The organism is Bacillus carboniphilus (assembly GCF_039522365.1).
GTDB lineage: Bacteria > Bacillota > Bacilli > Bacillales > JC228 > Bacillus_BF > Bacillus_BF carboniphilus.
Genome location: NZ_BAAADJ010000064.1, coordinates 256230 through 280887, shown reverse-complemented (window position 1 = coordinate 280887; position 24658 = coordinate 256230). Strand labels below are relative to the sequence as shown.

The 24658-nt window shown below is 37.2% G+C and carries 24 protein-coding genes and 1 other RNA gene; 3 read left to right on the top strand and 22 right to left on the bottom strand.

Annotation, left to right across the window (positions count from 1 at the left end):
* Positions 1 to 68: 68 nt before the first annotated feature.
* From rnpB to ABDZ91_RS21630, 6 genes are all read right to left on the bottom strand, one after another.
* Positions 69 to 458: RNase P RNA component class B (rnpB, locus tag ABDZ91_RS21660), an RNA gene on the bottom strand.
* Between the two features lie 78 nt (positions 459 to 536).
* Positions 537 to 842: a cell division regulator GpsB gene (gene gpsB / locus ABDZ91_RS21655; RefSeq protein ID WP_343804067.1), complete on the bottom strand. Its 306-nt coding sequence runs from the start codon at positions 840 to 842 to the stop codon at positions 537 to 539.
* A 135-nt stretch (positions 843 to 977) separates the two neighbouring features.
* Positions 978 to 1529 (bottom strand): SLOG family protein, encoded by a 552-nt coding sequence (locus ABDZ91_RS21650; protein ID WP_343804064.1) that lies wholly within the window; start codon positions 1527 to 1529, stop codon positions 978 to 980.
* Positions 1530 to 1654: 125 nt separating this feature from the next.
* Entirely contained in the window at positions 1655 to 1960 is a 306-nt protein-coding gene (locus tag ABDZ91_RS21645) for a CotD family spore coat protein (protein WP_343804061.1), read from the bottom strand.
* A gap of 308 nt (positions 1961 to 2268) precedes the next feature.
* Positions 2269 to 3513, bottom strand: a complete 1245-nt coding sequence (locus ABDZ91_RS21635) for a ribonuclease H-like domain-containing protein (protein ID WP_343804055.1) — start codon at positions 3511 to 3513, stop codon at positions 2269 to 2271.
* An 18-nt stretch (positions 3514 to 3531) separates the two neighbouring features.
* The gene (locus ABDZ91_RS21630; RefSeq protein WP_343804052.1) at positions 3532 to 5790 is read right to left on the bottom strand and encodes a DEAD/DEAH box helicase; all 2259 of its coding nucleotides are present in this window, start codon (positions 5788 to 5790) and stop codon (positions 3532 to 3534) included.
* A 142-nt stretch (positions 5791 to 5932) separates the two neighbouring features.
* On the opposite strand from ABDZ91_RS21630, the gene ABDZ91_RS21625 reads away from it, so the two are divergent.
* Complete coding sequence (locus ABDZ91_RS21625; RefSeq protein WP_343804049.1) at positions 5933 to 6406, top strand: Hsp20/alpha crystallin family protein; 474 nt, start codon at positions 5933 to 5935, stop codon at positions 6404 to 6406.
* A gap of 103 nt (positions 6407 to 6509) precedes the next feature.
* Here the strand turns inward: ABDZ91_RS21625 and ABDZ91_RS21620 are convergent, their stop codons facing one another.
* The 4 genes from ABDZ91_RS21620 to ABDZ91_RS21605 all read right to left on the bottom strand — a co-directional run bounded on the left by ABDZ91_RS21620 (position 6510) and on the right by ABDZ91_RS21605 (position 9250).
* Positions 6510 to 7064, bottom strand: coding sequence for a YppG family protein (locus tag ABDZ91_RS21620; protein ID WP_343804047.1), 555 nt, complete (start codon positions 7062 to 7064; stop codon positions 6510 to 6512).
* Between the two features lie 85 nt (positions 7065 to 7149).
* Entirely contained in the window at positions 7150 to 7518 is a 369-nt protein-coding gene (locus tag ABDZ91_RS21615; RefSeq protein WP_343804044.1) for a YppE family protein, read from the bottom strand.
* Between the two features lie 97 nt (positions 7519 to 7615).
* Positions 7616 to 7876, bottom strand: coding sequence for a hypothetical protein (locus ABDZ91_RS21610; protein WP_343804041.1), 261 nt, complete (start codon positions 7874 to 7876; stop codon positions 7616 to 7618).
* Between the two features lie 354 nt (positions 7877 to 8230).
* Entirely contained in the window at positions 8231 to 9250 is a 1020-nt protein-coding gene (locus ABDZ91_RS21605; RefSeq protein WP_343804037.1) for a DUF2515 family protein, read from the bottom strand.
* Between the two features lie 146 nt (positions 9251 to 9396).
* On the opposite strand from ABDZ91_RS21605, the gene recU reads away from it, so the two are divergent.
* On the top strand, positions 9397 to 9996 hold the full coding sequence (gene recU / locus ABDZ91_RS21600; RefSeq protein WP_343804034.1) for a Holliday junction resolvase RecU: 600 nt from the start codon (positions 9397 to 9399) through the stop codon (positions 9994 to 9996).
* 40 nt (positions 9997 to 10036) lie between these two features.
* A complete protein-coding gene (locus tag ABDZ91_RS21595; protein WP_343804031.1) occupies positions 10037 to 12634 on the top strand; it encodes a PBP1A family penicillin-binding protein in 2598 nt (865 codons plus the stop codon).
* A 408-nt stretch (positions 12635 to 13042) separates the two neighbouring features.
* Here the strand turns inward: ABDZ91_RS21595 and ABDZ91_RS21590 are convergent, their stop codons facing one another.
* From ABDZ91_RS21590 to panB, 12 genes are all read right to left on the bottom strand, one after another.
* The gene (locus ABDZ91_RS21590; RefSeq protein ID WP_343804028.1) at positions 13043 to 13561 is read right to left on the bottom strand and encodes a YpoC family protein; all 519 of its coding nucleotides are present in this window, start codon (positions 13559 to 13561) and stop codon (positions 13043 to 13045) included.
* Between the two features lie 2 nt (positions 13562 to 13563).
* Entirely contained in the window at positions 13564 to 14217 is a 654-nt protein-coding gene (nth, locus tag ABDZ91_RS21585) for an endonuclease III (protein ID WP_343804025.1), read from the bottom strand.
* 20 nt (positions 14218 to 14237) lie between these two features.
* The gene (locus ABDZ91_RS21580) at positions 14238 to 14945 is read right to left on the bottom strand and encodes a DnaD domain-containing protein (protein ID WP_343804022.1); all 708 of its coding nucleotides are present in this window, start codon (positions 14943 to 14945) and stop codon (positions 14238 to 14240) included.
* A gap of 93 nt (positions 14946 to 15038) precedes the next feature.
* Entirely contained in the window at positions 15039 to 16331 is a 1293-nt protein-coding gene (gene asnS / locus ABDZ91_RS21575; RefSeq protein WP_343804019.1) for an asparagine--tRNA ligase, read from the bottom strand.
* Positions 16332 to 16367: 36 nt separating this feature from the next.
* Complete coding sequence (locus tag ABDZ91_RS21570) at positions 16368 to 17552, bottom strand: pyridoxal phosphate-dependent aminotransferase (RefSeq protein ID WP_343804016.1); 1185 nt, start codon at positions 17550 to 17552, stop codon at positions 16368 to 16370.
* Positions 17549 to 18043, bottom strand: a complete 495-nt coding sequence (locus tag ABDZ91_RS21565) for a cell wall elongation regulator TseB-like domain-containing protein (RefSeq protein WP_343804014.1) — start codon at positions 18041 to 18043, stop codon at positions 17549 to 17551. The genes ABDZ91_RS21570 and ABDZ91_RS21565 overlap by 4 nt, the downstream gene beginning before the upstream one ends.
* A gap of 333 nt (positions 18044 to 18376) precedes the next feature.
* Positions 18377 to 18547 (bottom strand): YpmA family protein, encoded by a 171-nt coding sequence (locus tag ABDZ91_RS21560; protein WP_343804012.1) that lies wholly within the window; start codon positions 18545 to 18547, stop codon positions 18377 to 18379.
* A gap of 116 nt (positions 18548 to 18663) precedes the next feature.
* On the bottom strand, positions 18664 to 19509 hold the full coding sequence (locus ABDZ91_RS21555; RefSeq protein ID WP_343804010.1) for a ComEC/Rec2 family competence protein: 846 nt from the start codon (positions 19507 to 19509) through the stop codon (positions 18664 to 18666).
* A 72-nt stretch (positions 19510 to 19581) separates the two neighbouring features.
* Positions 19582 to 22176 carry an exonuclease domain-containing protein gene (locus ABDZ91_RS21550; RefSeq protein ID WP_343804008.1) on the bottom strand — a complete coding sequence of 865 codons (2595 nt, stop codon included), beginning with the start codon at positions 22174 to 22176 and terminating at the stop codon, positions 19582 to 19584.
* Between the two features lie 134 nt (positions 22177 to 22310).
* On the bottom strand, positions 22311 to 22694 hold the full coding sequence (gene panD / locus ABDZ91_RS21545) for an aspartate 1-decarboxylase (protein ID WP_343804006.1): 384 nt from the start codon (positions 22692 to 22694) through the stop codon (positions 22311 to 22313).
* Positions 22695 to 22712: 18 nt separating this feature from the next.
* Positions 22713 to 23561, bottom strand: coding sequence for a pantoate--beta-alanine ligase (gene panC / locus ABDZ91_RS21540; protein ID WP_343804004.1), 849 nt, complete (start codon positions 23559 to 23561; stop codon positions 22713 to 22715).
* Positions 23561 to 24394 carry a 3-methyl-2-oxobutanoate hydroxymethyltransferase gene (panB, locus tag ABDZ91_RS21535; protein ID WP_343804002.1) on the bottom strand — a complete coding sequence of 278 codons (834 nt, stop codon included), beginning with the start codon at positions 24392 to 24394 and terminating at the stop codon, positions 23561 to 23563. Before panB ends, panC begins: the two co-directional genes overlap by 1 nt.
* Between the last annotated feature and the right edge of the window lie 264 nt (positions 24395 to 24658).

Here is a 24658-nt window from a genome sequence, read left to right as displayed (position 1 = left end):
CATCTATTTTAACATTCCTTATAAAAAAAGAAAAACTCCCCTAATTGGAGAGTCGTTCGTTAACAACGTTCTATAAGCCATGTTCTGTACCATCGTACTACAAGCGGCGCATGCCTCGTACTCCGGTGGTAATCATCTATCTACAGCTAGTTAGCTGTCCTTCTCTCCGTTCATTTCCGGATGAGAAGATGCCCCTACCAAAATTTGGGTTTCTCGCTCGTGGGGTTTACCTCGTTCCACTCTTGCGATTTCTCGCAAGACTTCGTCACTGTGGCACTTTTATAGGTACTAACACCATATCCAAAGGACTTAGGTGTCCTCCCAGCCGTCAGCCGAGCCTTAGCTCAGACTGCCCTGACTTATGAATTGGTCAGGCACGAACACTACGCGCATCTCAGCCCGTGCGAGCATGGACTTTCCTCTGCATCAGCAACCTGACACAGCGATTACCCGAACGTTGTTAACGCCGGATATTCATTATATAAGTTTCTTCCACACATTTCAACATGCAATTTTTAACTGAATTACCAAAGATATCAATCGTATAATTTACTTCCAAAAACATGCTTTTCTAAGTTAGACAACCTCTTAAGAATATCAAAATTGGTTGTACCAGCTTGTTGAGATGTAGATTGCGGCCTTTTTGAAGAATCATCAAGTTGCTTCTTCAATTTCAAATTTTCTTGTTGTAACTCTTCTATTTCTTGATAGAACGTTTCATAGTCCTTGATAATCATGTCTAAAAATTTATCTACGTCTTCCTGCTTGTAGCCTCTAACTCCAGTTTTAAATTCTTTCTCTAGAATTTCTTTGGCCGACAGTCTAATTTTATCTGATAACATTTCCGTCACCTCTTCATTTCATTCAATATTCTTTCAAAAAACCATTATTTTGTCAATTTCTAATCCTATATTTGCTTTACGTAAAATAAATTACGTTTGAAATCGATCCGTTTTTAAAAAAGAGATATTGCCCTCCTAAAAGTGGTCGTGTTCGTTTTCTACCACTTGTTGTAGATCGTAAAACGTAATGGACCTTACTTCATATGGAGCTTTATTTCTATATGCATTAGCTGCTTCATAGAAGTATTTTGGTGACCCTTCTCTTTCGGGATCATATAAAATAATTACACCGTCAGTCTTATGTAGAATAAATTCTTGATGCTGTCTGAACATATATGGACCTTTATACGGTTGGTGATACAATGAATTTGTATAGTCTACGTTAAGAATGATTTCGTTGTACCATGCTTGATTTTCTTCATTCCATTTCTCACTCTGACCTTGAAAGGGTTCAATTGCTCCAATTTTTAATGAAGGAAATTCCTCTCTAAGTTCTATCCCCACTTCTAATGCCCATAAGTCCACTCCCAATTGAGCTGACGTTAGGAGCCATTCTAATCCTTCATCCATTAGAAGTCGGAATTCTTTCTCTAATGCTTTTTTTATATATCGGACTGCTTCATGGTCTCTTTTGAAAATTCCGAGTTCAAAACCCTTATATCCAGTGCAATAAAATACTTTTGTCATTTTCAAACATCCTTATAGCGTTAGCACTATTATAACTGTTTTGCTAAATTAATACAGGTCGAAATCTACATTTTTCAATAAATAAGCAAAAAGCAAGGAAAATCGCTCCCTTGCTTTCTAAAGAATTATCTTCCGAACCCAGTTGTACCTGGTCCCATTCCTGGTCCCATTCCCATTCCTGGACCCATTCCTGGTGCTCCTCCAACTCCTGGACCTGGGCCAGGGCCACAATTAAAGTGTTGGTGTTGAACATTACTTACTACTGATTGAGTTTGTGGGAAGTAGTGTTTGTGCTGATACATTTGATTATTCACTAGTGTATTATGCGTAGGATGGATATGTGGTACAACAGTAGTATTATAGGTGTTTTGAACACATTGTTTAGTAGGATGCACAACTGCAGGTAATACTTGTGGTGGTCTGCAATGCATGGACATTCTCCTTTCTTTTGTGTTTACAGTATCAGCCTATGAAAAAAAGGGGGAACATGTACTAATACAAACACCTATTTTTAGGATTATTACTCATATACCCTGTATCTATGTGATACTTGCCTATAAAGCTGAGTGAAAGGAATCCTTGAATGTAGTAAAAAGAAAGAATGTTAAGAATAAAACAACAAAAAATAAGAATAGAATAGCTCGTTTCATATGATGTCAGTCCTTGTTGTAAATTAGTTTCAGTTTATATTTTACAAACAAGTTACGGTTCTGACAATTTCTTGTTTTTTCCATTTATTTTATGACAGCTTTTTTAACAACCTAATCTTCCTTTTCATCAACTCTTGTAAAAGTCGATCCCTTTTCTTTATTTGAATAGCTTCCCACTTAGCTAACTCGTCTAAAGCCCGATTGGTAAAAATGAGTGCCTCCTCAAACTTTTTATCTTTATGCTCTAAATACTTGGCTAATTCAATACAGACATTAACCTTAATTTTCTTATCTCCACGTTCAGCAAGTACCATCCAAAGGGCAACAGCTTTTTCCCAGTCGTGGTCTTTTTTATACTGACAAGCAAGCTCATATTTAACTTGTGCACTCCACTGATCATCGACTTGGGCTAATTGTTCAAATTGAAGAATCGCTTGCTCTCTATTCCCTTCATAGGCCTCCCACCTACCAATTTCGAATCCAATACTAGCTGTTGCTTTTACGTTTTTATGAACTAGAAAAGAAAGGTGGGTGTACAGCGCTACTAAAGATAAAATATCTCTTTCATTATGCAAAGCGAGTGCAAACATGCCCTCAGGGTCTTTTCGCTGTAGAAAGTCCTGATAAATCATACCTGAAAGATACCCCGGCACATCCTCTCCTCTGGTGATGTCCAGTACGTCTTTCTCGATGATTGCTAGCTTCATAGAAGGAAGTTCATGTTTGAAAAGCCGCTTGCAAGCATGAAATAAGTCAAAGTGTCCGAACGAAGGCAGCTTAGGGACTTCATTTCGAATAAGTGCGTGCTTTGTTTCCACGAGCGGCCAATCAAATGCCTTTCCATTATAAGTAACAAGAGCCTGAACATTGCATTCCTTTAAAAAACTTTCATATAAAGGGACTTCAAACCCTGGTTCAGGTAGTATATGCTGTGTTAACACTAATTCATTGTTGATCATTCTTGCATGCCCTAAGATAAAAAGATGATTTCCTACACCGTGACCTAGACCTGTTGACTCTGTATCAAAAAAGAATAAATCACTGTCTTGATATCCTTTTGCAGAAAGTGGGTGTTTATGATGATAAGATTGCCATAATTGTACAGCATTTATAAAATCATGAACCGTGTACTTACCGAGTTTGTAATCTAGAGGGTATACTTGTTTTTTTATAAAACAATAGCCTTCGGATGATTCGTAAAGTTGATAGCCGTTTTCTTCCCAAGTCTGTTTATTCGTAACCGTAAAAGTGGGAGATGAAGATTTTTTTTGTTCGGTTTCAGCATTAGTAGATAAGTGGTTTTTCATTCTTTGTAGTTTTCCTTTAAGTGACATCTTCATCTCTCCTTCCATTTAACAAACCAAGTCAAGCAGTTCAAGGGTTTTCTTTTTGGCACGTTCGTTCTCTGTGTCCATACCAATACAAGTTGGACAACCACTGTTACATGGACATGATGAAATCATTTGCTTGGTTTCTGATATGATTTCTTCTATATTCTCATATACTTTTTCACTCAAACCAATACCGCCCGGATACCGGTCATAAAAGAATAAAGTTGGTTTCTCGTTATGGGATGCTTTGACCTGAGGTGTAACGACGATATCATTTCGATCACACATAACGAACAATGGTATAATATGCGATAACGCGTGGGCGGCTCCCATTAACCCTTGTTCCATTTCTTCCTTTTCTCCAAATTCTTCTAATAACGAAATCCACGCAGCGTTCGTATGCAGTTCTTCTTCGGGTAGATGAATAGGGCCAGATCCAATATTTTCATGTGTTTCGAATTTGATCTTCTTAAAAATTGTAGCCATAGCTTGGATGGTTACATCACCAAATCCCTTTTCTACCCACTCGTTATCACTTTTCTTATCGATTTCTAACACTTTTAATTGTACAGCCAAGTTTGCATCTGTAAAATAATCAACATTTACTTCTCGCACAAAAGCCTTTTTTTCTTCCCAATCTAAATATTCAACCTGAAACTGAGTTCCTTGGTGTAAATAAATAGCTTCATCATGTAATAGTGTCATAGCACTGAATCTGTCCATTTCTCCAATTACACGGTGATTCGGTGAGTTTGTTTGGTCAATAATGACTACATTTTCTTGTGATGCTGATCGTAAGCTTATATTATGGGCTGGGAACGAATCGCTCATCCAGTACCACTTTCCGCTATTTTCATGAAGAATTCTTTCTTCAGTTAGATACTCTAGAATTTCTTCGACTTCAAAGTTTCCGAATTGATCACCTTTTTGAAAAGGAAGTTCATACGCTGCACATTTAATATGATCGACGAGAATGACTAGGTTATTTGGGTTTATTAAAGCCTTTTCTGGATTTTTGTTAAAGAAGTAGTTTGGGTGCTGGACGATATATTGGTCTAATGGATTATTTTCTGCTACATAAATAACCAATGCTTTTCCCTGCCTTCTCCCAGCTCGTCCCGCTTGTTGCCAAGCACTAGCTACTGTACCAGGGTATCCAGTCATAATACAGGCCTGAAGCTGTCCTATATCCACACCTAATTCAAGTGCATTTGTACTTACTACCCCATAAATTGAACCGTCTCTTAAACCTTTTTCAATCTCTCTTCTCTCTTTTGGCAAATATCCACCGCGATATGCTCTGATAGACTTACTGCCTAGTTGGTTTTTTACTAATTCTTTTAAGTAAGTTAGTAAAATTTCGACTCGCACCCGACTGCGAGCAAATACGATGGTTTGAATTTTTTCTTTTAATAATTGACTAGCTAGCTTTCTTACCTCTAATGTTGCACTTCTTCTTACATTTAATGCTTTATGGACAATCGGGGGATTATAGAAGATAAAGTTCTTCTCCCCGCTTGGAGCACCATTACGGTGAACGAGTGTTATATCCTCTTCTGTAAGTGCTGTAGCAAGCTCCAATGGGTTCTCAATCGTTGCAGAAGTACAAATAAAAACTGGATTAGAACCGTAATAGTTACAGATCCTTTTTAGTCTCCGAATGACATTTGCTACATGACTACCAAATACGCCTCTATATGTATGAAGTTCATCAATGACTACATATTGAAGGTTCTCAAACAAGGACACCCACTTTGTATGGTGTGGTAATATTCCAGAATGCAGCATATCAGGGTTGGTCATAACAATATGACCAGCTTTTCTTATTTTTTGCCTTATGCTAGGAGACGTATCACCATCATAGGTATACGAATTAATGTGAAGTCCTTCTCCCTCTGTTAACTCATGCAATTCGTTTTTCTGATCCTGGGCAAGTGCTTTTGTTGGAAAAAGGTACAATGCTCTTGTTTCTTGGTTTTGAAGGATGGATTCAATTACAGGTAGGTTATAACACAATGTTTTTCCAGATGCTGTCGGAGTGATAGCTACAAAGCTTTTCTTCTGTCTTGCAAGCTGCAATGCTTCACCCTGATGTGAATATAATTTCTCAATTCCTCTTTTTTGTAACGCTATTCTTAACGGTTCCGAGAGATCCTCTGGCATTTCTACGTATGTTGCACTTTTGGCCTCAATCTTTTCCCAATGCACAATATTTTCCGATATTTGTTCATTATTTTTTATATATTTTATAGCATCATCTATCGAACGCTTACCAAACATATTCGTTCACTCCTCTTAGCTCTATTATAGCGAAAATACGTTCGGTTTAATAGACATACTTCGTAATTCCGTTGAACCAAAACAAGTATTAGCTACATATAATGAACCAAAAATGTAAAAATCGCTAGAAAGGAGAATTCAGGTGGCATCCAAGTATTCTAATGACAAAAATAAGAAGGATCCGTTTCAAGAGGTTATGAATACAATGAATGATTTCTTTCAGCATCGACCTGTTAAAGGGTTCTTACAAAGTATTGATGAATTCTTCAAAGCTCCTGGACCTTTTTCGTTATCAAGTTTTCCAGTACACGTAGAAGAGACGGATGAAGAACATATTATAACTGCCGAACTCCCTGGAGTTAAGAAGGAACAAATACACATAGATATGTATGACCGTTATTTGACTATCAGTGTCAATAATGCTGAGATTGTAACGGAGGAAAATACAAACCAACATATACTTCGAAAGAGAACTTCCATGCAAAAAACAAGTCGAACCGTTGCTTTACCACATATGATTGATGAAAAGAGGGTCAAAGCAAAATACCAAGATGGTCTACTAACCATTTCTGTACCTGCTCAAAAGGGGAAAAGACTAAGAATTGAAGATCATTAGGATTATGTAAGTATACTTACCCTTTAGAAGACTTTCTTATGATTAAAAACGAAAAGGTCAACCCGCTATGCCAAGTGGGTTGACCTTTTTTGTTATTACATTCTTACACCTTAAACATAGACCCTAGTCCCTTTACCATTGATGAAACTTGATTGACTGCATTCATCATCTGCCCAGCTGTATTCATCATTTTATTTATATCTATGGAGCCATCCTGCCCTTTGAATGAGTTTAATATGGAGCCTGCAGGCTTTTGTTTCTGAAACATTGCATGTTTCGGATAAGGGTTAACATATTGCTGCATCATATTAGATTGATTATGATACGGATTTGGACTTGATTGTTGAGCCTGTTGTAATGGATTTTGCAACAAATGTGATGGAGATAATGGCTGTTTCAGTGACGTATTTGCATAAGGAGCATACGCATCATTGTATGCATTAGGTTGCTGTCCATATGATTGAGGGTGCATTTGCGGTTGATAAGGTAATCCAGTAGCGTGTAGTGGCTGACTAGGGTGCATATATGAATGTAATTGTGGCACATGATTTGGATGATAGACGGATTGCGGGAACATTTGAGCTGAATATCCATTAACGCTTGACATCGTTGGATAAGGCGACATTACATTTCGTTGCATTCCAAATCGACCTCTCATTTTATTTCCTCCTCTTATACTTACCGGTATACATACTATATGTATAGGCAGGAGTGGAGGTGAATGAAATGATATTTGACAAGGTCTATGACTCGTTTAAGTCCTTAATGGCTTTTTGTAAGCTTTTTAATACATATTCCACTGATTCAGCGTAATGGCGAAACCGCTTCAAACTTGTCTCTGGAAAAAAACATTGAATGGAAATCATGTCCAGATTTTCTGTTGTATGTGCTATTTGTTGTGGGTGTACGTTCTTTACAGAATGTTCTTTTAGCCATTTGATAGCTAACGGTTCCCATTCATCCAGTAGTATCTTTACTTGGTCAGCAAATGGTTTAACTTCTTTATAGAAATCTCTTTTTTCATTAGCTTGTTTAACTTCTGCAAATGTCGCTTTAATTGTTTCAGTATTTTGTATTAATTCATCGGTTAACTTCAAAAGTTTTTGTTCCACTGTATCAACCCTTCTCTATGTAAAAAGTATTCTCCTAGACAGTAGAAAAAAGCAGTGAGATACAATCTCCTGCTCATCCTCTCTTCTTCAGCTTTTATTATACTTGAAATTGCGGATCTAATTCCAGTTTCCTGCGTGTACTCTTGCTTTTCCGACTATTGTTCCGTTCCATTTCAATATACCTATGATTGATTCGATTTATCTCAAGATCAATATGATGGAGCCTTTGATTTGTCTCTTGTATAAATTCCTTTTCTCTTTCCTCAAACGATACAGCAAATATCTCCTCTAACTTTTCTAGCTCTCTTTCAATATCACCCAATTGATTTAGAATTTCCTCTGAAGAAATGGTTCTCATATTCCCTTCCTCCTTTTCCTTTGCCACTATATTCTTTCCTTAATAATTAAATCCTGCACCCTTGACAAAACTAGAAGAAAACCAGCAAAGAAAGTGTTTATTTGACATTACTTTCGACACCTATTCCACTTCTTTAAAGCATGAAATCCACCAATTCGACAAACACTATTTTCAGGTAGGAGGTGCTTGTATGGGAAAAAATGATAGTATTCAGCAAAAGATGAAAAAGAAAGAAAATAAAGCTCGCAAAGCAACGCCAACTGGAAACCCTAAATTAAATGGTCCAGATCGTCCTTCTACTTAAGGATGAAAATGCCGTCCTCCATCCTAATTATTTGTGGAGTGGACGGCTTTTTATTTTTTCTGCCTTTTTCTATAATGATATACCTGCTCAATAGAAATGGCAGCTGTTACTTCATGTCGCTTCGATTCGTACCAATCTGTTAATCGGATATCATTACTGGGCTTTTCTACATCTCTCCAACCTTTTTTAACTTTGTAATACTTTTCCCAGTATACGATTGACTTTTGATGAACATGGTGAGGAATTATCGGGTATGTAGTACGTAAGATTGGTGTATGATTAAATCTTTTATTGGCTTGGAATTGTTCATACTCCCACCTAGAACCTGTTGGCTCAACTTCATTAGAAAATGCAATAAAATAAGGAAACAATCCTGGCTTAAACAATATAAAAGCCAATTTTTTACCAAGTTTAATTCTTTCTCTATGATCACGGAATCGGGTAACACTCGCCCCATATAGTTCTCCTGTTAATGTAGGAAATAAAACACAACTATAGTGAAAGAAATCTTGTAAAGAAAACATTTTTGTCTTAAAGACACGATGTTTTAAAATAGGGTCTTCAATGACAGGCTTTTGAATCAGGTGTTGTTCATTCACTATAAGTGCATACAATAATCGATTTTGGTCTTTATATACTTTGAAATGCTCCCATTCACGTCCCATAAATTGGGAGACATGGAATTTCGGTAAAAGGTGAAACAAATCGCGATTTAATAACGTCATATAGTGGTAAGTCAAAAGCTGTGGATAGGCATCCTGAAAAATGAGCCAATTCGCTCTTTCATAAGTTAAAAAAAGTTGATATCTAAATGAAGGAGATAATATTTTGGGATACCACTCCCCTTCTAGGTCACACATATTCCATCCTGCATTTCTTGAAACCATACTTGCTAAGAATGCCCATTTGATTTCAGGATATTCTTGAAAAAATGACCTATATGCTTTTGTTCGAGAAATATTATCTTGATTGGCCGTTCGTACCTGGTGTTGAATAAGCTCAAACACTTCCCCATCAGTTAGTCTATTGAACTGGTTGTTTAGTTTCTGAAGGATTGGGTAAATATTCATGAACTATATTCTCCATTCTCGTAATAATACTTGGGTAATAGGAAAATTATAATTGTCAAACTGATGAATTCTTATACACAGTAATTTAAAGAGTCTTTTCTACCAATCTCTGATATGATGGAATGTGATGAAGAGGTGACTTTTTTATGAACATTCGATATCCAAATGGTAGGAAGTATTCTAAACCCCAAAAAGAAACCACTGCCAAAAAAGGGATAGAATACGGTAAAAGGGGTATGACACTTGAGGAGGATTTAAATTCCACTAATGACTATTATTTGCGACAAGGGATAGCTGTTATTCATAAAAAACCAACCCCAGTGCAAATTGTTCAAGTTGATTATCCAAAAAGAAGTTCAGCAGTTATAAAAGAAGCTTATTTTAGACAGCCTTCCACAACTGACTATAATGGTGTTTATAAGGGGTACTATATTGATTTCGAAGCGAAAGAAACCAAAAATAAAACCTCTTTCCCTCTAGGGAATTTTCATGAACATCAAATTAACCATATAAGAGGTGTGCTAGCTCAAGCAGGTTTAGCCTTTATTATTATTCGATTTTCTCATACAGATGAAATATTTTTATTAGAAGGACGTTTTCTACTCGAATTTTGGAATCGTATGTTAGATGGCGGGAGAAAATCTATCTCAAAGGAAGAAATTGAAAAGGTAGGTTATTGTCTTCCCATCGGTTATCAACCTAGAATTGATTATTTAAAAATAATAGACAGGATTCTACAGTCCTGATAAACTGTTCTAGGTTTACAGAGAAAGGTAGGTAAGCACAATGAGTGAACAATATAAAAGTCGAGAACAACGAAGAAAACAGCTTGCCACGAAGAAAAACAAATCAAAAGAAAGCAAAAAAGGCTTAGCTAAAAAGATCTCCCTTTGGGTAATCGCCTTAGGGATTATAGGGATGATTTTAGGTGGATCAGTATTTGCCTACTGGGCAAGTCAAGCTCCAGACTTAGATCCGGCACTTCTAAAAGACCCGGTGTCTTCAAAAATTTATGATATGAATGGAAATTTAGTAAAAGAATTAGGTACTGAAAAAAGGGATTATATCCCCTTTAAAGATATTCCCGATATAGTAAAGGAAGCTTTTCTAGCCACTGAAGATGCCAGATTTTATAAGCATAGTGGTATCGATGTTATTCGTATTGGTGGAGCAGTTGTCGCTAATATTACAGACGGCTTCGGTGCAGAAGGTGGAAGTACCATCACACAACAGGTAATAAAGAACTCTTTTCTTTCACCTAAGAAAACAGTTGAAAGAAAAGTTCAAGAAATGTGGTTAGCATTCCAGTTAGAGCAGGAATACGAAAAAGACGAGATTTTTGAAATGTACCTTAATAAAATCTTTATGGGTGAAGATATACATGGAGTTGCAACAGCATCTCAATATTACTTCGGTAAACCGTTAAAAGATTTAGCTTCAGAAGGTACGCCTAAAGAAGTAGCATTAGCACAAGCTGCTATGTTGGCTGGATTACCTCAAAGTCCGAATGGATATGACCCATTTGATAATCCAGAAAGAGCAAAAAATAGAAGAGACACCGTATTGTATTTAATGAATAAGCATGGATATATATCCACAGAGGATATGGAAAAAGCACAGGCTGTAGAAATGGCTAGCATGGTTAGCGAAACAAATCCTAAGCTTGCGGAAGAGAAAGATCCTTACGAAGACTTCGTGGATTATGTCATTGACGAAGTACAAAAGAAATACCCTGACTATAATATTTTTACAGATGGACTAAAAATCTATACGACTTTAGATCCAAACGCTCAAGAAGTGGTGTATAACACATTAGAAACCAACCAAGTGGTAGAATTTCCAGATGATGAATTTCAAGCTGGTGTTACCCTACTTGAAACGAAAACAGGTGCAATCCGAGCTATTGGCGGTGGAAGAAATCAGGATGTTCAAAGAGGATATAACTTTGCTACAGACACCGAGAGACAACCTGGTTCCACTATTAAACCAATTCTCGATTATGCACCGGCAATTGAATATTTAAAATGGTCTACTTACCATCAAATTGTTGATGAGCCATACACCTATTCAAAAGGGCAACCCGTTAATAACTGGGACGAAGATTACTATGGCCAAATGTCCATTCGTAAAGCATTAGCAATGTCTAGAAACATCCCAGCTGTTAAAGCACTTCAAGAAGTTGGATTAGAGAATGCCCAAGACTTTGCAGTTTCATTGGGACTCCCTCTTCAAGATGAAATTTATGAATCTTATGCAATTGGTGGATTAAGAAAAGGAGTATCCCCTCTTCAGATGGCTGGTGCATATGCTGCATTTGGTAACGAAGGGATTTATACAGAGCCTTTTGCAATAACAAAGATTGAATTAAGAGATGGCTCTGTCATTGAAACAAAACCAAAATCAAAACTCGTTATGCAAGACTATACAGCATTTATGATTTCGGATGCATTAAAGAGTGTGTTCCAGTCCTCTTATAACGGGACTGCCACTATGGCTCATATCCCTGGTCTTCCTCAAGCTGGTAAGACAGGTACAACAAACTATACGAAAGAGGACAGAGAAAAACATGGTATTGGAAACGGCGATGTTCCAGATTCCTGGATGGTGGGTTACACAACACAGTATACAACTGCGATTTGGACGGGATATAGCAACTACTTCCAACCAGTAAAAGCAGGATATGACCAGAAAATCGCTCGTCACTTGTATAAAGCCATCATGGAAAATGTTCATGCAAATATTGATACACCTGACTTTAAAGTACCGGGCAGTGTGGTAAAATCACCTGTAGAAAAAGGTTCGAATCCTCCTAAGCTTCCTAGTGAGTATACACCTGAGGATCAAATTGTATATGAATGGTTTGTGAAGGGAACTCAACCTACGGAAGTATCTGAACAATTTGACCTTCCGGATCCGGTTGAAAAACTAGAAGCTGTGTTTGATGAAGAATCTGGAGAAATCGTACTCACTTGGGAATATGGAAAAGGTAAAGAGGATGAAGCTGAAAATGCCACAACATTTGACGTTGAAATTTCATTAGATGATGGTCCAATGCAGCTGGTAACCACCACTCCAGATTTAGGGCTACGTTTAAGGGATGCTTTACCTGGTGCCTTCTATCGATTTAGAGTAACTGCCATATCCGGAGAACTTCGAAGTGAACCAGTAGAGGTCACAGTCGAAATACCTGAAATGGAGTCAGGAAACCCATGGGATGACTTCTTCGGTGATGGAGATGACGATGGTGACCAAGATCGTGGAAGAGGAAATGGCAGAGGTAATGGTGGAGAAGGTGACGGTGAAGGAGAAGGAGAAGCCCCACCACCGACAGATGATGATGACGGTGGGGAAACAAACCCACCACCACCAGAAGATGGTCAGTAAAGAGGAATAGAATCAGACTGTAAAAATTTCAAATAAAAAGAAGTGGTGAAACGAATCGTTTACTCCACTTCTTTTTTGTTTAAATGGGTTGTATTTGTATGCATTTGGGTTGTTTTTTTATAGCTTAAGCACTACTAAGTAGATTAGAGCAAGTTTTCGGTGTTTGCATTCCCTTTATTAGCTCTCTTTCGCGAGTCATGGCTCGTTTCTGTCCTTTGCGTTCCCTCTATTAACATTCTCCCCACCCTCAGGTATCGTTTCTCTTAAGCTTATCTTTCCTATTTCCTAATTTGCAAGGAAAGGCCCCAAAATAGCATGCTCTCAACAAAAAAGGCGTTTTCCTGAAGATTCCCTTCAAGAAAACACCATAGATATCAAATTCAACATCACTATTTTTCTGATTGCATCTTATCTTTTTCTGGCTTTTTCAAGTGCCATCGACTTTATTATTTGTTTTTCTGCTTCCAGAAACAATTCCCCGAGCTGGATAAAGGCTGGATACAAGCTCGGTCGAGATATAACAAAAGAAAGGCGTTCCTGTATGTTTACAGGTTTTACAGGTAATTGAATCAGTTGCTCTTCCAATCCATCTAAACGTACTGGCTTATGATTCCCCCAAAATACCAAGACTAGAAATAATTCAATGGCTCTTAACATTCCAGGTTCGGCATCTTTACTTCGCCTAGCTTTAAAGATGGCGTGTAACTTGGTTCTTTCCTGGTTCCATTCCATTATTATGAGAGGAATTACCTCATCCCGATTCTCCCAAGGTCTTACACCAATAAGACCACTATAATAAGATAATTCATAAAAGAAAGAAGGAATAACACTGTTTCCTTTTAACCTTTGGTCGTCAAATTCCCATTCAAATTGTTTCATGAGAATGTCATGCTTCATTTCCTCTGGAACTGGATACAACCTAGTCATGATTAGTCTTTTCGCACCTTCATTCTCTTATTTCCCTCTCTACAAACGGACAATAACGGACACTCTGGACAGTTAGGATTTTGTGCTTTACAGTGGTATCTACCAAAAAAGATTAGTCGGTGATGAGTAACTCCCCATTCTTCCTCCGGGACTTTTCTCATTAACGTTTTCTCCACTTCAAGAACAGAATCTTTCCATCTACATATTCCTAATCTTTTTGAGACCCTCTCTACATGGGTATCCACTGCAATGGCAGGAATCCCAAATGCGACAGAAACCACTACATTAGCTGTCTTTCTTCCTACTCCTGGAAGCTTTGTCAGTTCGTCCCGGTCTTGTGGTACTTGTCCATCATATTCATACAAAAGAATCGAGCATAACTTTTGAATATTTTTCGCCTTGTTTCTATATAACCCGATGGATCGAATATCTTGTTGCAGTTCGTCAATCGAAACATCTAAGTAGTCTTGTGGGGTTTTATATTTTTGAAACAATTGTCTTGTTACTTTGTTAACAAGGACATCTGTACATTGAGCAGATAATAGTACGGCTATTACTAATTCAAATGGATTCTGGTGATTAAGTTCACAATGAGCATCAGGAAACATGTCTCCCATCTCATCTAAACAAAATCGAATATCTTTCTTAGTTAACACCGATCCATCCTCCTTCCCCTTTACTCTTCTTCTAACCAGTTATAAAACGGCAAGTCTCTAGATTGTTGTGTCGTATTTGCTTGTTCTTTCTTCTGTTTTTGATGAAGCCTGAACTTACGACCTTGTTCAGTCGCTTCCTTTGGTGTTTTAATCCCATTCCGTTTCCAATCAAATAAAATGCGATCAATATATCTAAAATTCAACTTTCCAGATAGAACAGCTTCTTTTAATGCCACTAAAATGAGTTCTATCGATTGTTGGTCATCATCTAACCACATGGAAAGTGTTTCTGCCTCGAAAGGTGATAATGGGCGACCAAATTCTTTTTCAAACGTTTGATACAACTGTGCTTCTTGATTCTGACGATCTACAGTGTCCACTCTGTTTTTGTCTTTTTGCAGAAATTGATATAACTTTTCCCAAAGGGCTACTAAGCTAAATTGTTCAAACAGAATATCATCATCTGTTTTTCCCTTTTCAATCTTTAAAAACCCCTTTTGAATAAGCTTCCTAAGAAGATAAGCACATTGCTCATTGGAGAGAGTGGTCCTACCTGCCAACTCTTGATAAGTCGGGAATGAGTTTCCTCTTTCTATAAAAGATTGAAGATGCAAAAGTAATGTAAATTCTTCCTCCGTTAACCCCAAATCTTTATAATGTTCTAATAAAGGGGCAGGCAGAAAAACAGAACCACCTTGCATTAACTCAATGAATTGATTTTGATTCATAATTGTACACCTCAGAACTATTATAGCAAATCCAACATGAAACGATATAAAGATAGAAATGACCATTTCCTAATGAAATGGTCATCACTTTTATTAAGGATATAAACGATTTAATAGTCTTGGGAATGGAATGGTTTCACGAATATGGTCTACACCACTAATCCAAGCAACCGTTCTCTCAAGTCCTAGACCAAATCCAGAGTGCGGAACACTTCCGTATTTTGTTAAGTCTAGATACCACTCATATGCAGAGAGTGGTAGATTATGCTCTTCCATTCTTTTCTTCATTAACTCAGAATCATGAATTCTCTCGGAACCACCGATAATCTCACCATAACCTTCAGGTGCAATTAAGTCCGCACATAGAACAACGTCATCACGATCAGGATGAGGTTGCATATAGAATGGTTTAATTCCAGTTGGATAATTCAAGATAAATACTGGTTTATCATAAGCATCTGCAATTGCTGTTTCATGAGGAGCTCCGAAGTCATCCCCCCATTCAATGTCATCAAACCCTTTTTCATGCAATAATTTGATGGCATCATCATAAGAAATTCGAGGGAATGGAGCTTGAATCTTCTCTAGCGTTGACGTATCACGATCTAATGTTTTCAACTCTATTTTACAGTTCTCAAGTACAGATTGTACAAGGAAACTTACGTATTCTTCTTGTACTTTCAAACTATCATCCTGTGTATAAAAGGCCATTTCAGGCTCAATCATCCAGAACTCAATTAGATGCTTTCTTGTTTTTGATTTTTCTGCACGGAAAGTTGGGCCAAATGAAAATACTTTTCCTAGTGCCATTGCAGCTGCTTCCATATATAATTGACCACTTTGTGAAAGATAAGCATCTTCTTCAAAATACTTTGTATGGAAAAGTTCTGTTGTCCCTTCAGGAGCACTTCCCGTTAAGATAGGCGGATCAATTTTAACAAAACCTTCTTTATTGAAGAATTCATAAGTAGCTCGAATGATTTCATTTCTGATTTTCATAACAGCATGCTGCTTACGGGAACGGAGCCATAAATGACGGTTATCCATTAAAAATTCTGTTCCGTGCTCTTTCGGTGTGATTGGATAATCTGTTGAATCACTGATTAGTTCTATATCTTTTACTAGCAATTCATAACCTAATGGAGATCTTTCGTCCTTTTGCACAACTGCTGTAACATACATCGAACTTTCTTGTGTGATAGTTTTAGCAAGTGTAAACACTTCCTCAGCAACGTCACTTTTCACTACTACACCCTGGATGAACCCAGTCCCATCCCTTAATTGTAAAAAGGCAATTTTTCCGCTTGAGCGTTTATTCGCTAACCAAGCTCCAATTTTCACTTCTTGATCTACAAATTTTGATACTTCTCTTATTGTCGTTTTCAACTGTATACCCTCCAACATCAATGGCTTCTAATATGATTACTTTTTGTGTTTATGAATAAATTGATTGATTCTATCAAGTGCTTCCAGTATGAGTTCTTTTGAAGTAGCATAAGATATTCTTAAATTATCAGGAGATCCGAATCCAGAGCCCGGCACTACAGCTACAAGCGCTTCATCTAATAATGCTTTAGCAAAGTCATCTACATTTGCAAAACCTGTCATCTCTGCCGCTTTTTTTGCATTTGGGAATAGATAGAAGGCTCCTTGTGGTTTTAAACAAGTGAAGCCTGGTATTTCTATAAGTTTCGCATACACTTCTTCTAACCGCTCTTCAAAAGCCTTACGCATCATTTCAACCGGCTCTTGGTTTTCACCGTAAGCTGCAATTGCTCCGTACTGAGAAATCGTAGTTGGGTTGGATGTACTATGACTCGATAAATTCGTCATGGCTTTTATAAGTTCCTTATTCCCTGCTGCGAACCCAATTCTCCATCCTGTCATAGAATGAGATTTTGACACCCCGTTAATGATGACGGTTATATCTTTCACCTGAGGAGAAATTTGTGCAATGGAAAAATGAGAGTTTTGATTATAGATTAATTTTTCATAGATTTCATCTGAAATAATAATCAGATTATTTTCTAGACAAAACTCAGCAATGGCGGTTAACTCCTCCTTCGAATACAGCATCCCTGTAGGGTTTGAGGGAGAATTAATGATTAACGCTTTCGTGTTTGGAGAAATTACTTCTTTAAGTTGACCTGGTGTAATTTTAAAGTCGTTTTCTTCTTTCCCCTCTACTATGATAGGGGTCCCATCAGCCAATTTTACTTGCTCTGGATAACTCACCCAGTATGGAGATGGAACAATAACTTCGTCACCTTCATCTAATAAGGCCTGAAATAATGTATATAAACTGTGTTTTGCACCAGAAGAGACAATTATCTCATTTGGTTCATAATCTAAACCTTGGTCTACTTTTAATTTATGGGCTATTGCCTTTTTAAGCTCTAATAAACCATCTGCAGCTGTATACTTTGTTTTTCCTTCTTCCATACTTTTAATAGCTGCATCAATAATATGCTGTGGCGTATTAAAATCAGGTTCACCTGCACCTAACCCAATGACGTCTTTCCCTTCTTCTTTTAATTGTTTTGCCTTTGCTGTAATGGCTAACGTTGAAGAAGGACTTAAAGCTGCCACCCGATTTGAAAGTTTCAAGAAGAACCGCCTCCTCTTCTGTATTGATAATATCTAATCCAATCTCCAGTTAAAAAGGAAACCTGAAGAAATGTATATTTATTCTGATCGTCGATGAATGTAATTTCCCATAAGGGACGTTCATTAGCATAGCCTAATTTAACATCCACTAACTCATTTATGTTCCATTCGTCTTTATAGGTTTCTAATACTTCCTTCTCAGACAATCCTTCCGATGCTTTATGTTCGGCAATAATATCTAGGCTATCTGCAGCAATCCAGACAAAGCTCTTTTCTCCGTCTGTGTCCTTTCCCCCTACCACATAGTAATCTTTATCATATCTAAACCAATGAAAATCTTCTGTTGTTTCTAAGTTTGATTTTTCAAGGGCTACTTGATATGCGATATTTTTCTTTTCTTGCTGTGGTTGAATTGAGAAATAGACTAATACTGAAACGAGTATGAGAACAACAACCAACAATCCAATCCCTATATGGATCCACTTTTTCATAATATGAAAATCAATCCTTTATTGAAACTTCTTATTTAAAGCTATTTTCTTATACTTTGTTGCTTTTGACAGTAGTTTGGCTCTATGAACAAGGGGCGTTGATTTCCGTTGCAGGTGCTTGCTTTCCGTGGGCGGTCCGGGAGCCTCCTCGTCGCTGTCGCTCCTGCGGGGTCTCCCATGTCCCTTCCTCCCACAGGAGTCAAGCACCTTCCACTCCAATCAACATCATTCAAATGAAATTTGCAATAGATCCAACTCTCTACAATATGCTGATTTTTACTATCATTTTCTTTAGTGTTAAAAATATATCCAACCTATAAGTTTCCCCACTCATTATGTACGATATATCGTAAAAATCGCTTTTGAATGATCTTCTTTATCTAGAGCTAACCCGAACATTAAATCGTTATGTTTGAGGGTTCGATTAAGAGAATCAACAATTTTATACAAATCACTAGAATATTCAATACGTATAGTAGATAATATCTCAATTTTACTATCCATTGTTATGTAACCTCCAACCGGGTAAAATCCTCTCTCATTATAACAATCAACGAATAAAACCAAAACTATTTACTTCAAATCTCCACTAAATAATTTTTAATTCGAAACGAATCTACCTATTGTTTTCCCTTTGGATCTATATGAATGATTTCATATGTTTCATCTGTACATTTAATGGTGATCGTGCCATGTTCCTTTGTTAAGTACACATCAATCCACATTTCTTCTAATAGTTCAAATATGTATTCACTTGGTGTAATTGTATCTAAATTAAATAAAATGGCCACCTGGGGGTCGAGATGTTTTGCTAATCTTTTGGTCATCGACTGAGGTCCACCGTAGTCAGCCATTTTAACAATATTGACATCTTTTAGATCTTTTTTTAATAAATTTTCTTCACTATTAGAACCAAATGAACTCATAAAAAGAAACTTATGACTTATAAAAGTGATAACAAAATCCATTCCTTCATTTGGCCCCATCCCATTATATAAAACTTCTAGGTCCACTTCAGGATTAAGCTCCAATTTCGTTCCTTCATCCCACCATTGAATTGCGACATCTTTAGGAAAAGACGGATTCCCTTTTAATTGCTCATATAAACGATTCGAAACGATAACTTGTCGAGCCTTGTATTGATTGATTACGTGCTGAAGGTTCCCAACAAACCCTGGATCATCCTTTGTAACTAGGATAGTCGAAATGTTTTTAACACCATATAGCTTTAACCAATGGTCTAATTCCTTTTCACTACTGTTGCTTCCCGTGTTAATCAAAATATTTTCACCATTAGGATGCTGTAGTAGCGTAGCTTCACCATTTGAAAGTGAAAAGAAAGTAAAAGCTATTTCTTGATCCCGCAGGTTAACATCGATACTTTCCACATTTGAAGTAATAACCGCACTGTTCAAGACCAGCGATGTTAGAAAAAAAAGTGATGCACATTTTTGAAAAAATAGCACTTGAGAGACCCCTCCCGAAAAGCTCTTTTTTCAACTAGTCTTTACATTTTTTTGAAAATTTATATCGATAAACTACTTGGAATCATTTTTAAAAGGGAGCCACTCTACTGAGTCAGCTGACTGTATAAACGTTTTCCCATATTCCGATTTCCATATTCTAGGATCTAATACATAAATCTTGTTATTCGGGAAGTTAATTCGAGCCAGTAATCTTTTGAAGCGAATCACGGCGTACGGCAAACTAAATGAATAAAATGAGTTTCTTCCTTCCTGCTCACATTTTTGTGAATGAAGTTTATGAAATAAATCTTGTGGAGAAAGAAACGGGAGCTTGGTAATAATAAAGGCTTCTGATTCTTCCAGTCCGCTAGTATAGTGAGTTGAAAATTGACTTCCTACATAAATAGCCTTATCGAACCGGTTCATTTGCTTTAATAGTCTGCCAATACTTGCCTGGCTTTGAGAAAGGAGTACATACCCTACTAGGTCTTCTGTATTTTGAATGGCTTCTGTTACCAGTTGAGATTCATCGAAAGAACTTGTCAAAATGAAGATTTTATCAAATTTTTCACGTAATTCCCTCGCAAGTTCAGCAACTTCTTTTGGTGAATACACATTTTCACCAACTAAGACTTGGTTCCTTTTACCCTCTACCTTTCTGAATCCCTGAACTTCTTTCATGGTCATTCCAAATGACCTTGCTGAAAAAATAAAGGAACGATTCACCGTTAGAGACGAGGAGAAGAATACGGAGTGAATATTCCTTTCCTTAAGAAAATCACCAAATTGATTCGATGCTAGTAATGGCCTTGATACAATTGCTGTATAGTGGCTCATTCCACGTGTATCTGTTTCTACCCACCGAGTGATATCTTTTTGATGATTTGATATAAAGGATTGCAGTGTCAGAATCATTTCTTCCGCATCCTGTTGGAACAGATCCCACTCTGACAAAACCTGTGCAGATGTCTCAGTCAATGTAGTACCCGTTGCTTTCTGGATGTTGTTTGTTAGAAAAGATACAACATCCTTCATAGAATGTAAAAATCTCTCGCCGGCATACATCAACGTATCAAAGGTATGTGAAGGCTGAAGAGGAGCCGTAACATATGGAGAAAAGCCTCCAACTGACTCTTCATGTAATAAAGCATAATCCGCAGCCAATTGAAAAAAATCTTCGCTTGATTCTTTTAATTTCTCTACATACTCTTTTAAGCTCAAATCAAAATTTCTTGCATTAGGATGATTTTGCATAATGTACGCAAGAAAATGTTTTTCTTTATTCGTTTCTAACTGACGAAGCCAAATTCGAAACGAAACAAAGGTTAACTTTTTCCCAAAAAACTTTGGTAATAAATCTATGAGTGCTTCAGGCTCATCCAATAAGCAATAGTTTGGTTTTAGAACATGATCACTTGAGTAAAGAGACTTAGATAAGAATAAGGCATAATTTGTAATGAGTATATCAGCGATAGAAGCTTCAGCTAAAGCCCTCCGATAATATGAGTAATTAGCATCTTCTATAGACGTTAGTTCACGAGAATCAGCTGCTATCTTAATCCAGAAGTCCTTCGAAGACGAGGATAAATTCAGTTCATCTACAAGGCCTGTGGTAGTTTCTAATAACCAAACAAGAATTTGCATTTTTGTTAGCACATGATCATAGTTTGTATCCTGCTCTCTTAAAGATAGTGCGAACTTCTTGAGGGATAAGTAATAATGCCTTCCTTTTAGGGTTCCGATCATAAGATTCTTCGTGTCTTGTTTACTATTCAGAAACTCGATCCACTTATTAGAGTCATTTGTAATAATCCACAGTGGCTCAGAATAGGTTGATTGGACTTTGTAGGCTAATGAATTAACAAAGAACGGAGCTGCTTCATGAGACTCATAAAAGTATTGTTTATTTTGATTCCAAGCATCAGTAATTGTCGTTACTTGTTCTGGCCATTTTTTATCTTTACAGTCAATATCTATAATGTTAGTGCGGTTCTGCAGCTCGAAAGGACGTATCCATACACCATTATATACGATAAAAGAGTCCGAACGTCCATTATCATTAAGTGCTTGCTGCTTTGTATGTTGTAGTAAGAGTTGAATATCACTTTTCAAATGAAAAGACAATGTAGTCAGATACTCTAACGTTTCAACCGGCAAGCTTTGTAATTTATGTAACATTTTTTGAAAAATTTTAGCTGTAACCTCAGCATCAGCATCAGCTCTGTGTGGCGAGGAATGTGTAATATCAAGATCACTTGCAAGGTTTTGAAGTGAATAGCTAGATACACTTGGAAATAAAAACCTAGCTAGTTCTACAGTATCTATAACATTTCCATAATAGATTGGAAGTCCGTTTCTTCTATATTCTTCCTGTAAGAAGGTTAAATCAAAAGAGCTATTGTGAGCAACAATACTTGCTCCTTTACACATTTCAATTAGCGGTTGTACGGCATCTTTAAAAAGAGGGGCATCTTTTACCACTTGTGAGGTAATGCCCGTTAATTCACTAATAAAAGAAGGAATTGATCGCTTTGGTTGGACGAAGGTAGAATAGGTATTTGTAATTTTACCATCCTCCAGTAAAACGGCTCCGATTTGAATAATTCTATCATCTTCTTTTGCTTTGTTTCCTGTTGTTTCTAAATCCACTACGACAAAGCGATTCATTTTTCCACCTCATTACTACTGGTACAAGGTAAGTATGTATAAGTATCCTCTATTCATTTTATCAATATGTTTGACTGTTTGAAAGGGTACATAAAAGCTCTCCCTGTTTAGGGAGAGCTTTTATAACATCTCGCTTAAAGTACCGTTCTAGCAGGTTCTTTTGCAATCAGTTCTTTAATTTCATTTTGTTCATTCATAATTGCAATTTTTGGAGAGTGTTCCTTTAACTTATCTTCAGGAACTAGTCCGTAGCTTATAATGATGACAACGTCTCCCCTTTGAACGAGTCTTGCTGCGGCACCATTGACACATATAACCCCACTGCCTCTTTCTCCCGGGATAATATAGGTTTCAAATCGTGCACCATTATTATTGTTAACTACTTGTACTTTCTCGTTTTGAAGCATACCTACTGCATCCAAAATATCTTCATCTATCGTAATACTACCAACGTAATTTAAATCAGCCTCTGTCACACGAGCACGGTGAATCTTCCCATTCATCATCACTCTAAACATACTGTTGCCTCCTAATCCCTATGCTACATCTATAATAATATTATCTATTAAACGTACATTTGAATATTTTACCGCGATGGCAATAATAATTTTACCATCTACTGAATCAATATTGCCTAACTCAGGGTATGATAAAATTTCAAGATAGTCAATAGAACCGCTAATGGTAGTTTCTAGGGATGCAAATAAACGATCAGTCAATTTGTTAGTATCTCTTTCGCCATCCGCAATCCATTCTTTTGCCACTTGAAGTGTTTTATAGATGTTTGGAGCTTCTTTCCTCTCTTCAGGTGTTAACCGTACATTTCGTGAACTCTTGGCTAGACCATCCTCTTCACGAACGGTTGGAACAGGAACCAATTCAATTGGAAAGTTAAAATCATTTATTAAACCATCCACAACAGCCACTTGTTGTGCATCCTTTAAACCAAAATAGGCTCTACTAGGTTGTATGATATGAAACAACTTTGTTAAAACAGTTGCAACTCCATCAAAATGGCCTGGTCTAGATCTTCCACATAACACATTCGTTCGGTCCGTAACGGTCATTTTAATGGATAATGGTTTAGGATACATTTGATCCACTGACGGGTAAAAAACAACATCCACTCCAAGTTGCTCTGCTATTTTTTCATCACGCTCAAAATCCCTTGGATAAGAATCAAAGTCTTCATTCGGACCAAATTGTAATGGATTAACAAAAATACTAATGACCACTATGTCATTATGCTTTTTAGCTTCTTCCATGAGTGACATATGTCCTTCGTGTAGAAACCCCATAGTTGGAACAAATCCAATGGATAGATTTTGTGCCTTTAACTCCTGAACTTGTTGTTGCATGTCTTCAATGGTTCGGACTATTTTCATTAAGAGCCTCCGTATAAAGCTGTTAACTCCTCTTCCTTCATCGTATAGGAATGTTTTAATTCAGGAAAATTCCCAGCCTTGACATCTTTTATATAGGATTCGATACTTCCTTGTATCGTATTGTTTACATTTTCATAGGTTTTTACAAACTTAGCCGTTCTGTCCACACCATACTGAACTAAATCATGGAAGACCAATACTTGGCCGTCTGCGTTTGGACCAGCACCAATTCCTATGGTTGGAATCGTTAATTGTTTTGAAACTTCTTCAGCCAACTGATGAGGTATACATTCAAGTACCAAGGCAAATGCCCCCGCTTCTTCACAAAGCTTGGCATCTTCTATTAGCTTTTGTGCAGCTTCCTTTGTCTTTCCTTGAACCTTATATCCGCCGAGCACACCAGCCGTTTGAGGTGTGAGTCCTAAATGTGCGACTACAGGAACGCCCGCTTCTGTCAAGGCTTTGATTTTAGGAATGACCTCACCTGCACCTTCTAGCTTTAATGCATGACAACCTGTTTCTTGAAATAACCGCGCCGCATTTTTTAATGTATCGTTCAAAGATGAGTGGAATGTCATAAAAGGCATATCCGTTACAATGAAGGTATTTGGCGCACCTCTTTTCACAGCCTTTGTGTGGTGAATCATATCCTCGATTGTGACTGGCACTGTTGACTCGTAGCCTAAAACAACCATTCCAAGGGAATCTCCCACTAGAATAATGTCTAGCCCCGCAGCCTCTGACAATTTGGCTGTGGGATAATCATAGGCCGTCATCATGGCAATTTTCTCACCGTTTTGTTTCATTTTCAAAAAGTCTGTTGTTGATTTCATTACTTTCTCCCCTTTCAATTTAAGGAAAAAGGGAACACATTATTTTAAAAGCCAAAAAAGCATCACTGCTCATGAGAGAAGGATGCTCGAGTGCACGAAAAAATAAGGTTCTTCCCTCTGTCCTTGTCCTCATTTGGATCTAGGCAGGTAATAATCAATAATATGGATACTTATAGGTTTCTTCAAAAGGTGCAGTTCTATTAGATACTGCCCGTTATTATTATAACAAATGCTCCATTTTACGAAAGAAAAAAATAACCAAAA

Bases quoted from the DNA above. Each gene is read 5' to 3' on its own strand.
- gpsB (WP_343804067.1), bottom strand. From the start codon at position 842: ATGTTATCAGATAAAATTAGACTGTCGGCCAAAGAAATTCTAGAGAAA.
- ABDZ91_RS21650 (WP_343804064.1), bottom strand. From the start codon at position 1,529: ATGACAAAAGTATTTTATTGCACTGGATATAAGGGTTTTGAACTCGGA.
- ABDZ91_RS21645 (WP_343804061.1), bottom strand. From the start codon at position 1,960: ATGCATTGCAGACCACCACAAGTATTACCTGCAGTTGTGCATCCTACT.
- ABDZ91_RS21635 (WP_343804055.1), bottom strand. From the start codon at position 3,513: ATGTCACTTAAAGGAAAACTACAAAGAATGAAAAACCACTTATCTACT.
- ABDZ91_RS21630 (WP_343804052.1), bottom strand. From the start codon at position 5,790: ATGTTTGGTAAGCGTTCGATAGATGATGCTATAAAATATATAAAAAAT.
- ABDZ91_RS21620 (WP_343804047.1), bottom strand. From the start codon at position 7,064: ATGAGAGGTCGATTTGGAATGCAACGAAATGTAATGTCGCCTTATCCA.
- ABDZ91_RS21610 (WP_343804041.1), bottom strand. From the start codon at position 7,876: ATGAGAACCATTTCTTCAGAGGAAATTCTAAATCAATTGGGTGATATT.
- ABDZ91_RS21605 (WP_343804037.1), bottom strand. From the start codon at position 9,250: ATGAATATTTACCCAATCCTTCAGAAACTAAACAACCAGTTCAATAGA.
- recU (WP_343804034.1), top strand. From the start codon at position 9,397: ATGAACATTCGATATCCAAATGGTAGGAAGTATTCTAAACCCCAAAAA.
- ABDZ91_RS21595 (WP_343804031.1), top strand. From the start codon at position 10,037: ATGAGTGAACAATATAAAAGTCGAGAACAACGAAGAAAACAGCTTGCC.
- ABDZ91_RS21590 (WP_343804028.1), bottom strand. From the start codon at position 13,561: ATGACTAGGTTGTATCCAGTTCCAGAGGAAATGAAGCATGACATTCTC.
- ABDZ91_RS21580 (WP_343804022.1), bottom strand. From the start codon at position 14,945: ATGAATCAAAATCAATTCATTGAGTTAATGCAAGGTGGTTCTGTTTTT.
- ABDZ91_RS21565 (WP_343804014.1), bottom strand. From the start codon at position 18,043: ATGAAAAAGTGGATCCATATAGGGATTGGATTGTTGGTTGTTGTTCTC.
- ABDZ91_RS21560 (WP_343804012.1), bottom strand. From the start codon at position 18,547: ATGGATAGTAAAATTGAGATATTATCTACTATACGTATTGAATATTCT.
- ABDZ91_RS21550 (WP_343804008.1), bottom strand. From the start codon at position 22,176: ATGAATCGCTTTGTCGTAGTGGATTTAGAAACAACAGGAAACAAAGCA.
- panD (WP_343804006.1), bottom strand. From the start codon at position 22,694: ATGTTTAGAGTGATGATGAATGGGAAGATTCACCGTGCTCGTGTGACA.
- panC (WP_343804004.1), bottom strand. From the start codon at position 23,561: ATGAAAATAGTCCGAACCATTGAAGACATGCAACAACAAGTTCAGGAG.
- panB (WP_343804002.1), bottom strand. From the start codon at position 24,394: ATGAAATCAACAACAGACTTTTTGAAAATGAAACAAAACGGTGAGAAA.